The 14086-nt window shown below is 69.2% G+C and carries 1 protein-coding gene (running past one end of the window); it reads left to right on the top strand.

The features are described 5' to 3' along the window. Nucleotides 1-14086 carry the 3' end of a non-ribosomal peptide synthetase gene (locus JYK02_RS07265; protein ID WP_207050596.1) on the top strand. The gene continues 15296 nt to the left of window position 1, outside the view, so the window shows 14086 of its 29382 coding nt (coding positions 15297-29382); its start codon lies beyond the left edge, outside the window; its stop codon occupies nucleotides 14084-14086.

Raw genomic sequence — 14086 nt, 5'->3', positions numbered from 1 at the left:
GGACGGCACGATCGACTTCCTCGGCCGCGTCGACTTCCAGGTGAAGGTGCGTGGCTTCCGCATCGAGCTGGGTGAAATCGAATCGGTCCTGCGCTCCGTCACCGGCGTCAGCGAAGCGGTCGTCGTGGCCCGGGGCACGGACGCGGACAAGCGCCTCATTGGCTACGTCACCACTCGCGAAGGGCACGCGCTGGACTCCGAAGCCCTCAAGGCAAGCCTCAAGCAGCGGCTGCCCGAGTACATGGTGCCCTCTGCGGTCCTCGTGCTGGAGGCCCTGCCGCTCAACGCCAACGGCAAGGTGGACCGCAAGGCCCTGCCGGAGCCGGAGGCCCCGCGGTCGCGCAGCACCTACGAAGCGCCTCGCACCGAGACGGAGGCGAAGCTCGTGTCCATCTGGGCGGAGGTCCTCCGTCTGCCCCAGGTGGGCGTGAAGGACTCCTTCTTCGAGCTGGGTGGTCACTCCCTGCTCGCCACCCAGGTCGTGTCTCGAGTGCGCGCTGAGTTCAGCGTGGAACTCCCGCTGCGCGCCCTCTTCGAGTCGCCCACCGTGGAGGCCCTTGCAGCGCGCCTCGCGAGCCTCACCCGCACCAGCAGCCCACACCTCACCCACGTTTCGCATGAAGGCACGCGTCCGCTGTCCTTCGCGCAGCAGCGGCTGTGGCTCATCGATCAGCTTGAGCCGAGCAGTTCCCTCTACAACGTGCCCGTCGCAGTCCGATTGGAGGGCCACTTGCGCGCCGATGTACTTGAGCGCGCCCTGCAGGAAGTCGTGCGCCGCCACGATGCCCTGCGCACCACCTTCGCTCAGGTGGAGGGGACGCCTGTCCAGATCATCCATCCTGACAGCCACCAGGCCCTGAACCTCGTGGACCTCTCGGACGTGCCCGAAGCACAGCGCGAGTCCGAGACGCGGGCCCGCATGGAAGCGGAGATGCGCCGGCCCTTCGACCTGCGCACGGGCCCCCTCCTCCGCTCGCTGCTCTTCAAGCTGGGCGAAACCGACCACGTCCTCGTCGTCACGATGCACCACATCGTCTCCGACGGCTGGTCGCTGGGCGTGCTGGTGCGGGAAATCACGGCCCTTTACTCGGCATTCTCCGCGGGGCAGCCGTCACCCTTGCCCGAGCTGGCGGTGCAGTACGCGGACTACGCCGATTGGCAGCGCCGCACGCTTTCGGGTGAGACGCTGCGGAAGGAGATGGCCTGGTGGGAGACGAAGCTCTCCGGCGCTCCGGCAGTGCTGGAGTTGCCCACTGACTTCCCTCGTCCGGCCGTCCGGAGCACCGCGGGCGCGACTCTCAACTTCGCGCTGTCTCGCGCGTTGACGGAGGCCCTGCGCGGCCTGGCTCACCGGGAAGGTGGCTCGCTCTTCATGGTGCTGCTGGCCGCCTGGCAGGGGCTGCTTGCGCGCTACACGGGCCAGGACGACGTCAGCGTGGGCTCGCCCATCGCTGGCCGTACTCGTGCGGAGATGGAGGGCCTCATCGGCTTCTTCGTCAACACGCTCGTCCTTCGCGCGAAGGTGGAGGAAGGCCAGTCCTTCCGGACGCTCCTCCAGCAGGTGCGCACCACGGTGCTGGAAGCCTACGAGCACCAGGAAGTGCCCTTCGAGAAGCTGGTGGAGGCCCTGCAGCCCGCGCGCAGCCTCAGCTACACGCCTGTCTTCCAGACGCTGCTGGCGCTCCAGAACGTGCCCACCGAGGACGTGCGCCTGCCGGAACTGCGGCTGCGAGGCCTGGAGGCCACCCACTCGACGTCGAAGTTCGACGTGAGCGTCTTCTTCACCGAAGGCACTGAGGGACTGCGTGGCACGCTCGAGTACAGCACTGCCCTCTTCAAGCGGAGCACCATCGAACGGATGGCGAGCCACCTGCGCACGCTGCTGGAGGCCGTCGCCGCGAAGCCCGAGCAGTGCCTCACCGAGGTGCAACTGCTGACGGGAGCGGAACGCCAGCGCATCCTGGTGGAGTGGAATGACACGGCCGCCGTCAGTCCGACTGACGTCCCTGCCCACGTCCACTTCGCTCAGCAGGCCCTGCGCACGCCTCACGCTGTCGCACTGGTGCTGGGGGATGACACGCTGACGTACGCCCAGCTGGATGCCCGCGCGAACCAGTTGGCCCACCACTTGAGCTCGTTGGGCATCGTTTCCGGCGCGCGCGTCGGCCTCGCCGTTGAGCGTTCCTTCGAGTTGGTGACGGCGTTGCTCGCCATCCTCAAGGTGGGCGCCGCCTTCGTGCCCGTGGACCGCAACGCACCCTTGGAGCGCATCGCCACCCTGCTGGAGGACGCCGACGTCCACTTCATCGTCACCCACCAACCCTTCGCCTCGCTGCTGCCCACCTCTGGCACTCGCGTCTGGCTGGATGCGCAGCGCGACGTCATCGCCGCGCTGCCCACGCATGCGCCGGAAGTCCGCGTGGACGGCGAGGCGCTGGCCTACGTCATGTTCACCTCGGGCTCCACGGGCCGCCCCAAGGGCGTCTCCGTGCCTCACCGGGGCATCACCCGCCTGGTGCTCGGCAACGCCTTCATGCGCTTCGGGCCCGACGAGGTCTGGCTCCAGGCCGCCCCGGTTGCCTTCGACGCCTCCACGCTCGAAATCTGGGGCGCGCTGCTGCACGGCGCGAAGCTCGTCCTCGCGCCTCCCCAGTCGCTCTCGCTAGAGGAGTTGGCCTCGCAGCTGCGCCACCACCGCGTGACGGCCCTGTGGCTCACCGCGGCTCTCTTCGAGCAGATGGCCCTGCACCAGGGCGAGGCCCTCGCAGGCGTGCGTCAGGTCCTCGCCGGTGGCGACGTACTGCCCGCCGCCCGCGTGCGCGAGCACCTCGCCCGCATCCCCGAAGGCACCACCTTCATCAACGGCTACGGCCCCACGGAGAACACCACCTTCTCCGCCACCTTCGCCATGCACCGTGACTCGGTGGTGGACGGTGCGGTGCCCATTGGCCGCCCGCTCTCCAACTCCACCGTCTACGTGCTGGATGCGCGTCTGCATCCTGTGCCCGTAGGCGTCGCGGGAGAGGCGTACGTTGGTGGCCAAGGCCTCGCCTGGGGCTACCTCAATCGCCCGGACCTGACCGCGGAGCGCTTCGTTCCCCACGCCTTCGCCTCTACGCCGGGTGCGCGCCTCTACCGCACGGGTGACAAGGCCCGCTGGCGGGAGGACGGCACGATCGACTTCCTCGGCCGCGTCGACTTCCAGGTGAAGGTGCGTGGCTTCCGCATCGAACTCGGTGAAGTCGAAGCGGCCCTGCGCTCCACCCCTGGCGTCAACGAGGCCATTGTCGTGGCTCGGGGCACGAACGCGGACAAGCGCCTCATTGGCTACGTCACCGCGCGCGACGGCCAGTCGCTGGATCCAGACACCCTCAAGGCAAACCTCAAGCAGCGGCTGCCCGAGTACATGGTGCCGTCCGCGCTGGTCGTCCTCGACACACTGCCGCTCAACACCAATGGCAAGGTGGATCGCAAGGCACTGCCGGAACCCGTGGACGCGCCTCGCGCCTTCGTTGCGCCTCGCACGCCCACCGAGGAAAAGCTCGCGGCCCTCTTCGCCGAAGTCCTCCGCGTGGAGCGAGTCGGTTTGCAGGACGACTTCTTCGCCCTGGGCGGACACTCCCTGCTGGCCACACAGCTCGTCTCGCGCGTGCGGGCTACGTTCGCGGTGGAACTGCCGCTGCGGGCCCTCTTCGAAGCCCCGACGGTCGAAGGCCTCGCGCCAAAGCTCGCGGGAGCTCCGTCCGCCGCGCTCCGTGCTCCGCCGCTGCGGCCCTCGCCGCGCGAAGGCGTCATTCCGCTGTCCTTCGCCCAGCAGCGGCTCTGGCTGTTGGACCAGCTCCAGCCCGGTGACATCTCGTACAACATCCCCACTGCCCTGCGGCTGACGGGCCCGGTGGACCTGGAAGCGCTGCGCTGCGCCTTCGAGGCGCTGGTGGAGCGCCACGAATCGCTGCGCACCACGCTCTCCGCCGAGCACGACGAACCGTCGCAGTGCATCCAGGGGTCCTCCGGCTGGGAGCTGCCCCTCATCGACCTGAGCGCCCTCCCTGAGTCACAGCGCGAGGAAGAGGCCCAGCGCGCGGCGGCCACGGAGGCCCGTCGTCCCTTCCACCTCACCACGGGCCCGCTGCTGCGCAGCACGCTGGTACGGCTGGGACAGGACTCGCACCTGCTGCTGGTGACGATGCACCACATCGTCTCCGACGGCTGGTCCATGGGCGTCCTCGTTCGCGAGGTCGCGGCCTTCTACGAAGCCTTCAGCTCGCGAAGCATTCCGGCCCTTCCGCCGCTGCCCGTGCAGTACGCGGACTTCGCCATGTGGCAGCGAGGCTGGCTCCAGGGTGAAGCCCTGGACGCGCAGCTTGGATACTGGAAGCAGCAGCTGTCGGGGGCGCCGTCCGCGTTGGATCTGCCCACGGACCGCCCGCGTCCGCCCGTGCAGTCACGCCGGGGGGCCACGGTGGACGTGCGAGTCCCATCGCATGTTACCCACGCCCTCAAGGCGCTGGCCCAGCGCGAGGGCGCGACGCCCTTCATGGTGCTGCTCGCGGCCTGGCAGGTGTTGCTGTCGCGCTACTCCACGCAGGACGACATCAGCGTGGGCACGCCCATCGCGGGCCGCACGCAGGCGGAGACCGAGGGCCTCATCGGCTTCTTCGTCAACACGCTGGTGCTGCGTGCCCACGTTCAGTTGCATTCGACCTTCCGCGAGTTCCTCTCCCAGGTGCGAGGCACGACGCTCGCGGCCTACGAGCACCAGCACGTCCCGTTCGAGAAGCTGGTGGAGGTCCTCCAGCCCGTACGCGACCTGAGCCGCAGCGCGCTCTTCCAGGCGATGTTCTCCCTGCAGAACGCACCCACCGAAACGCTTCGTCTGGCCGGGCTGTCCTTCCAGACCGTCCCGGTGGACACCCGCTCCTCCAAGTTCGATCTCACGCTCACCCTCGTCGAGTCGCCCCAGGGCTTCGTCGGAGCACTGACGTACGCCACGGACCTCTTCGATGCGTCCACCGTGCATCGCATGGTGGGCCACCTGGGCGTGTTGCTGGAGGCCATCGCCGCGAAGCCGGACGCGACGCTCGCGAGCCTGCCGCTGCTCACCGCGCAGGAGCGTCAGCAGTTGCTTGTCGACTGGAACGGCCCGAGTGCTGAGTTCCCCCGTGACCTCTGCCTCCATGAGGCCTTCGCCGCCCAGGCCCTTCGCACGCCCGCGGCCCTGGCCGTCATCTGCCGCGATGAGCAGCTCACCTTCCGTGAGCTGGACACGCGCGCCAATCAGCTCGCCCACCGGCTGGTGAAGCTGGGCGTCGGCCCTGATGTCCGCGTGGTGCTCTGCGTGGAGCGCTCCGTCGAAGCCCTCGTCGGCATCCTCGGCATTCTCAAGGCTGGCGGCGCCTACGTCCCCATCGACCCCAGCTATCCGCGCGAGTGGCTCTCCCATGTCCTCCTGGACACGGGAGCTCCGGTGGTCCTCACCCAGCAGCGCCTGCGTGATTCGCTGCCCCCGCATACCGCGCAAGACATCTGCCTGGACTCCGACGCCGCGGACCTCGCCCTTGAGTCCGCGAAGGCTCCCGTGACGTCGGTTACGCCGGAGCACCTGGCGTACATCATCTACACCTCTGGCAGCACCGGCCGTCCCAAGGGCGTGATGATTCAGCACCGCTCCGTGCTGAACCTGCGCGTCGCTCTCGCCGCCACCGTGCACGCGGGCGCTCAGCCCGGAGAGCGCGTCAGCGTCAACGCGCCGCTCTCCTTCGATGCCTCCGTCAAGCAGCTCATCCAGGTACTCGACGGCCACACCCTTTGCATCGTCCCGGACGAGGCCCGCGCCGACGTGCGTGAACTCGTCCACCGCATCGGCAAGGACGCCCTGGACGTCCTGGACTGCTCGCCCGCGCACCTGCGCCTGCTGGTGGATGAAGGCCTGCTGCAGAGCCAGTCCATCCCCCGCCGCGTCCTCGTGGGCGGCGAAGCCGTGGACCCCGCCACGTGGAGTCACCTGGCAGAAGTCCCGCGCCCGCGCGTCTTCAACGTCTACGGCCCCACCGAGTGCACCGTCGACGCCACCGCCTGTGCCTTCGACGCTTCGCCTACGCCCACCATCGGCCGGCCGCTGCCCAACGTGCGCGTCTACGTCCTGGACCGCACGCTGCGCCCGGTGCCCGTGGGCGTCGCGGGTGAACTCTTCATCGGCGGCGAGGGCGTCGCTCGCGGCTACCTCAACCGCCCCGAGCTGACGGCGGACCGCTTCATCCCCGACGCCTTCTCGTCCACGCCCGGTGCCCGCCTCTACCGTACCGGCGACGTGGTGCGCTGGCGCGCGGACGGGATGCTCGACTACCTGGGCCGTGCCGACTTCCAGGTGAAGGTCCGCGGCTTCCGCATCGAGCTGGGCGAAATCGAAGCCGCCCTCCTCAAGCATCCCCAGGTGCACGCCGCCGTAGTGCTGGCGCGTGAGGACGTGCCCGGTGACAAGCGGCTCGTGGCCTACGTGGTGCCTCCGGAAGGAGTGGACTCCCCGCCCACGCCCGACGCCCTCAAGGACTGGCTCAAGCAGTTCCTGCCCGAGCACATGCGGCCCTCCGCGTTCCTCGTGCTGGAAGCCCTGCCGCTCAACACCAACGGCAAGGTGGACCGCAAGGCCCTGCCCGCGCCTCAGAGCAACGCGCTCGCCTCCACCTACGTCGCGCCGCGCACCCCCGCGGAGGAGCGGCTCGCGGCACTCTTCACGCAGGTGCTGCGCGTGGAGCGCGTGGGCATCCACGACGACTTCTTCGCGCTCGGAGGCCACTCGCTGCTGGCCACCCAGCTCGTCTCGCGTGTGCGCTCCGCCTTCCGTGTGGAGCTGCCGCTCCGGGCCCTCTTCGAAGCGCCCACCGTGGCCGCCCTCGCCGAGCGCCTCCAGGCGATCACCCCGAACGTCCACCGGCCTCCGCTCACCCGCTCCCACGCGGACGGACCGAGCCCCCTGTCCTTCGCGCAGCAGCGGCTGTGGCTGTTGGATCAGCTTCAGCCCGGCGATGCGTCCTACAACATCCCCACGGCGATCCAGCTCTCCGGGCACCTGGATGTCGAAGCGCTGCGCCGCGCCTTCGAATCGCTCGTTGAACGTCACGAAGCCCTGCGCACCACCTTCCACGAGCATCAGGACCAACCCATCCAGCGCATCCACGCTTCGGTGGATTGGACACTGCCGCTGGTGGATCTCTCTTCCCTGCCGGAGTCCCAGCGGAAGCAAGCGTCGCAGCGGATGGCCGACGAGGAAGCGCGGCGGCCGTTCGACCTCGCCAGGGGTCCGCTGCTGCGCACCACGCTGGTGCGTCTGACGGACGACTCGCACCTGCTGCTGGTGACGATGCACCACATCGTCTCCGACGGCTGGTCCATGGGCGTCCTCGTGCGCGAGATGGTGGCCTTCTACGAGGCCTTCACCAGGGGAAGCACGCCGGCCCTCGCGCCGCTGCCCGTGCAGTACGCGGACTTCGCGACGTGGCAGCGCAACTGGCTCCAGGGTGAGACCCTGGACGCGCAGATTGCCTACTGGAAGCGACAGTTGGCCGGTGCGCCTGCGGCGCTGGAGCTGCCCACGGACCGTCCGCGTCCGCCCGTGCAGTCCCACCGTGGCGCCACCGTGGATGTGCGGATCCCCGCCAACGTTGCGGAGGCCCTCAAGACCCTGGCTCAGCGTGAAGGCGCCACGCCCTTCATGACGCTGCTGGCGGCCTTCCAGGTGCTCCTGTCGCGCTACTCCGCCCAGGATGACATCAGCGTCGGTTCACCCATCGCGGGCCGCACCCAGGCGGAGACCGAAGGCCTCATCGGCTTCTTCATCAATACCCTGGTCCTGCGCGCCCAGCTGAACCCGCGCGCGACGTTCCGTGAGCTGTTGGCCCAGGTGCGCGGCACGACGCTCGCGGCCTACGACCACCAGCACCTGCCCTTCGAAAAGCTTGTCGAAGCGGTGCAGCCCGCGCGTGACCTGAGCCGCAGTCCCCTCTTCCAGGCGATGTTCGTCCTGCAGAACACGCCCACCGAGGCAGTGCGTCTGCCGGGCCTGTCGTTCCAGGGCCTGCCGCTGGAGGCCCACTTCGCCAAGTTCGACCTCTCCCTGGGTCTGCGCGAGGGACGGGACGGATTCACCGGTACGCTGGAGTACGCGACGGACCTGTTCGACGCGGCGACCATCCAGCGCATGGCCGGGCACTTCGGCGTGTTGCTGGAGGCCATCGTCGCGAAGCCAGACACCAGGCTGAGCGACCTGCCCCTGCTCACGCAGTCCGAGCGGCAGCAGCTCCTCATCGAGTGGAATCCGCCGGCCTCGCAGACGCAGTACGAGCCGAGCATCCCCGCGATGGTGGAGGCCCAGGTGCGCCGCACGCCGGACGCGCTGGCCGTCATCACGTCCGAGCGCCAGCTGACGTACCGCGAGGTGGACGCGAAGGCCAACCAACTCGCCCACCGTCTGCGTGGCCTGGGCGTCGGGCCTGAAGTCCGCGTCGGCCTCTGCGTGGAGCGCACCGAGGACCTCGTCATCGGAGCCCTCGGCATCCTCAAGGCCGGTGGCGCCTACGTGCCGCTGGACCCCAGCTACCCGCGTGAGCGCCTGGGCTGGCTGCTGGAAGACGCGCAGGGCCCTGCCCTCGTCGCCCACTCGCACCTTCTCGCCGCGCTGCCTGAAACAGCGGCCACGGCCGTGTGCCTCGACTCGGATGCGGACTTGGCGAAGCAGCCCACCACGGCGCCCGAGGTGGACATCCACCCCGGGCACCTCGCCTACCTCATCTACACCTCCGGCAGCACCGGCCGTCCCAAGGGCGTCGCCATCTCCCATGGCAACGCTGTCTCCTTCCTCCACTGGGCCCTCGCGACGTTCACCCCGGAGGAGTTGAAGGGCACGCTTGCCGCGACGAGCCTCAATTTCGACCTCTCCGTCTTCGAGCTCTTCGCGCCTCTCTCCAGTGGCGGCGCGGTGGTCGTGGCACGCAACGCACTGCACCTCGCGGAGCTGCCCACTGCCTCGCACGTCACCCTCGTCAACACGGTGCCCTCCGCCATGGCACAGTTGCTGCGCCTGAATGCGGTACCGCCCACCGTGCGTGTCATCAACCTCGCGGGCGAGGCCCTGCCGGAGACGTTGGCCAAGCAGGTCTACGCCGTCCCCACGGTGCAGAAGCTCTTCAACCTCTACGGCCCCTCCGAGGACACCACCTACTCCACCGCCTCTCTCGTCGGTCGTGACGAGGTGCCTCTCATCGGCAGGCCCCTGCCCGCGACGCGCGCCTACGTGCTGGACGCTTCGTTGCAGCCGGTGCCCGTGGGTGTCGCCGGTGAGCTGTACCTCGCGGGTGAAGGCCAGGCGCGGGGCTACCTGCTGCGCCCGGAGCTCACCGCGGAGCGCTTCGTCCCGGAGCCCTACGGTCCTCCTGGCGGCCGCATGTACCGCACGGGCGACCGCGTCCGTTACCGCGCGGACGGGCGGCTGGAGTACCTGGGCCGCATCGACTTCCAGGTGAAGGTGCGCGGCTTCCGCATCGAGCTGGGCGAAATCGAAGCGGCACTCCGCCGTGTGCCCGGTCTCAAGGACGCCGTCGTCGTCGCCAAGGGCGAAGCCGCCGGCAAGCGGCTCGTTGCCTACGTCGCGCCCAAGGCGGAGTCCTCGCTGGAGGTGGAAGCCCTCAAGGCCCATCTGCGCCAGGGGCTCCCTGAGTACATGGTGCCCTCCACCTTCGTGGTGCTGGACGCCCTGCCCCTCAATGCCAACGGCAAGGTCGACCGCAAGGCCCTGCCCGAGCCGGAGGCCCCGCAGTCGCGCAGCACCTACGAAGCGCCTCGCACCGAGACGGAGGCGAAGCTTGCATCCATCTGGGCGGAGGTCCTTCGTCTGCCCCAGGTGGGCGTGAAGGACTCCTTCTTCGAGCTGGGTGGCCACTCGCTGCTCGCCACCCAGGTGGTGTCGCGCGTGCGCGCCGAGTTCAGCGTGGAACTCCCGCTGCGCGCCCTCTTCGAGTCGCCCACCGTGGAGGCCCTCGCCATTCGCCTGAAGGGCCTCACTCGCACCAGCGCGCCGCAACTCACCCGCGTCTCGCATGATGGCCCGCTGCCGTTGTCCTTCGCCCAGCAGCGGCTGTGGCTCATCGACCAACTGGAGCCGGGCAGCTCGCTCTACAACGTGCCCGTCGCCGTCCGGCTGGAGGGCCACCTGCGCGCCGACATGCTGGAGCGTGCCCTGCAGGAAGTCGTGCGCCGCCACGACGCCCTGCGCACCACCTTCGCCCAGGTGGAGGGGACACCGGTCCAGATCATCCATCCTGACGGCCACCAGCCCCTGGCCATCGTGGACCTCTCGGACGTGCCTGAAGCGCAGCGCGAGTCCGAGACGCGGGCCCGAGTGGAAGTGGAGATGCGCCGGCCCTTCGACCTGCGCACGGGTCCCCTCCTCCGCTCGCTGCTCTTCAAGCTGGGCGAAACCGAGCACGTCCTTGTCGTCACGATGCACCACATCGTCTCAGACGGCTGGTCGCTGGGCGTCCTGGTGCGGGAAATCACCGCCCTCTACTCAGCCTTCTCCGCGGAACAGCCGTCGCCTCTTCCTGCCCTTCCCGTACAGTACGCGGACTACGCCGACTGGCAGCGCCGTACCCTCTCGGGTGAGACGCTGCGGCAGGAAGTCGCCTGGTGGGAAACGAAGCTCTCCGGCGCGCCTGCTGTGCTGGAGCTGCCGACTGACTTCCCCCGCCCGGCCATCCGGAGCACCGCGGGTGCCACCTTCAGCTTCACCCTGTCGCGTGAGTTGACGGAGGCCCTGCGCGGCCTGGCTCACCGGGAAGGCGGCTCGCTCTTCATGGTGCTACTGGCCGCCTGGCAGGGACTCATGGCGCGCTACACGGGCCAGGACGACGTCAGCGTGGGTTCGCCCATCGCCGGCCGGACCCGTGCGGAGACAGAAGGCCTCATCGGCTTCTTCGTCAACACGCTCGTCCTTCGCGCGAAGGTGGACGAGGGCCAGTCCTTCAGGACGCTGCTGAAGCAGGTGCGTGCCACGGTGCTGGAGGCTTACGAGCACCAGGAAGTGCCCTTCGAGAAGCTGGTGGAGGCTTTGCAGCCGACCCGCAGCCTCAGCCACACGCCGCTCTTCCAGACGCTGCTGGCGCTCCAGAACGTGCCCACCGAGGACGTGCGCCTGCCGGACCTCCGGCTGCGAGGCCTGGAGGCCACCCACTCCACGTCGAAGTTCGACGTGAGTGTCTTCTTCACCGAAGGCACTGAAGGCCTGCGCGGCACGCTGGAGTACAGCACTGCCCTCTTCAAGCAGGGCACCATCGAGCGGATGGCGAGCCACTTGCGCACGCTGCTGGAGGCCATCGCCGCGAAGCCTGAGCAGTCCGTGGCGGAACTGTCCCTCCTCTCCCACGAAGAGCGTCAGCGCATCCTCGTGGAGTGGAATGACACCGTGGCCGTCAGCCCGACGGACCTCCCCGTCCACGTCCACTTCGCCCGGCAGGTCCTGCGCACGCCTGACGCCGTCGCGCTGGTGCTGGGAGATGACACGCTGACGTATGAGCAGTTGGACGCACGCGCGAACCAGCTGGCCCATCACATGGGCTCGCTGGGCGTCGTCCCGGGCGCACGCGTCGGCCTCGCCGTCGAGCGCTCCTTCGAAATGGTGACCGCGCTGCTCGCCATCCTCAAGGTGGGCGCGGCCTTCGTACCCGTGGACCGCAACGCCCCCGTGGAGCGCATCGCTGCGCTCTTGGAAGATGCGGACGTCAGCGTGACACTGACGCACCAGCCCTTCGCGTCACTGCTGCCTGCCTCCGGCACCCGCGTCTTGTTGGATGCGCAGCGGGACGTCATTGCCGCGCTGCCCACGCATGCACCGGATGTCCGCGTGGACGGCGAGGCGCTGGCCTACGTCATGTTCACCTCGGGCAGCACAGGTCGTCCCAAGGGCGTCTCCGTGCCCCACCGGGGCATCACCCGCCTGGTGCTGGGCAACTCGTTCATGCGCTTCGGGCCCGACGAGGTCTGGCTCCAGGCGGCTCCGGTTGCATTCGACGCCTCCACGCTCGAAATCTGGGGCGCACTGCTGCATGGCGCGAAGCTCGTCCTTGCTCCGCCTCACGCCCTCTCGCTGGAGGAACTGGCCGCGCAGCTGCGTCACCACCGCGTGACGTCACTCTGGCTCACCGCGGCCCTCTTCGAGCAGATGGCACTGCACCAGGGCGAAGCCCTTGCAGGCGTGCGTCAGGCGCTTGCTGGTGGCGACGTGCTACCCGCTGCTCGCGTGCGGGAGCACCTCTCGCGCATCCCCGAAGGCACCACCTTCATCAACGGCTACGGCCCCACGGAGAACACCACCTTCTCCGCGACGTTCAGCATGCACCGCGACTCGGTGGTGGACGGCGCAGTGCCCATTGGTCGGCCGCTCTCCAACTCCACCGTCTACGTGCTCGACGCGCACCTGCACCCTGTGCCGGTAGGCGTCGCGGGAGAGGTGTACGTCGGTGGCCAGGGTCTCGCCTGGGGCTACCTCCACCGCCCGGACCTGACCGCGGAGCGCTTCGTTCCGCACCCCTTTGCCACCAGTCCTGGCGAACGCCTCTACCGCACGGGCGACAAGGCCCGCTGGAGGGAGGACGGCACGCTCGACTTCCTCGGTCGCGTCGACTTCCAGGTGAAGGTGCGCGGCTTCCGCATCGAGCTGGGTGAAATCGAAGCGGCACTGCGTGCATTCACGGGCGTCAACGAGGCCGTCGTCGTGGCCCAGGGCTCGGACACGGACAAGCGCCTCATCGGTTACGTCACCGCTCGCGAAGGCCACGCAGTGGACTCCGACGCGCTCAAGGCCCACCTCAAGCAGCGGCTGCCCGAGTACATGGTGCCTTCCGCCCTCCTCGTTCTCGACGTCCTGCCGCTCAACGCCAACGGCAAGGTGGACCGCAAGGCCCTGCCCGAACCCGACGCCCACGCCGTCGAGGCCCGGGACTTCGTCGCCCCCCGTGACACCCTCGAGATGCAGCTCGCGCGCATCTGGCAGGACGTCCTCGGCGTCCGCTCCGTCGGCGTCCGCACCAGCTTCTTCGAACTTGGCGGCCACTCGCTGCTCGCCGTGCGCATGGTCGCCGCTGTCCGCGAGCATCTGGGCCAGACGCTCCCCCTCTCCGTCCTCTTCCAGCAGCCCACCGTCGAGCAGCTCGCCCAGGTGCTCCGCGAGGACTCGCAGGCCTGGACGCCCCTCGTCCCGATGGAGCGCGGCGAGCCCGGCCACCGGCCCTTCTTCCTCGTCCACCCTGGCGGCGGCAACGTCCTCGCCTACTCGGAGCTGGCGCGCCGCCTGGGGCCCTCGTTGCCCGTCTACGGCCTCCAGTCGCGCGGCCTCGACGGCCGTCCCGTCGCGGAGTCCATCGAGGAGATGGCCACCCTCTACATCGAGGCCATCCGCACCGTGCAGCCTCACGGGCCCTACCAACTCGGAGGCTGGTCCCTGGGTGGACTCGTCGCCTACGAGATGGCCCAGCAGTTGCGCGAAGCTGGCGAAGCCGTGGATGTGCTCGCCCTCATCGACACCCACGTCCCCGGCCTGACGAAGCCCTCGCAGGGCATCTCGCACCTCGACGCCCAGGCCCGCGCAAGGCTCGCCTTCGCTCACGCCACCGCGACGGCTTTCAGTCAGGCGCTTTCCGTCTCCGACGAGGCCCTCGCGGCGGGCGACGACGACACGATGTTGGGCCACCTGCTGGAGGAAGGGCTCCGGGCGCGCATCCTCGATGCGCACTCCGGGCCTGCGCAGCTAAGTGCCCTCTTCAACGTCTTCCGCGCCAACCTCTTCGCCCAGGAGAAGTACGTGCCCCGGCCGTACGACGGCACCGCCCTGCTCTTGAGCGCCGGCGAAGCCCCCGCCACGCTCCCGGCACATCGCGGCTGGGAGCCCCTCGTCCGCGGCGGCCTGGACGTGCATACCGTCCCGGGGGGCCACCACGCCCTGATGCAGGACCCGCACCTCGGGCCTGTCATCGAGCGTCTGCGGGATGCGCTCACGCAGGTTTCGGGCAGCGCCCCCCGCCAGGCCACAGGGCACTGA

It is taken from the genome of Corallococcus macrosporus (assembly GCF_017302985.1).
Lineage (GTDB): Bacteria > Myxococcota > Myxococcia > Myxococcales > Myxococcaceae > Corallococcus > Corallococcus macrosporus_A.
The sequence above is the reverse complement of the archived record's forward strand: the minus strand, read 5'-3'. Positions and strand labels throughout refer to the sequence as shown.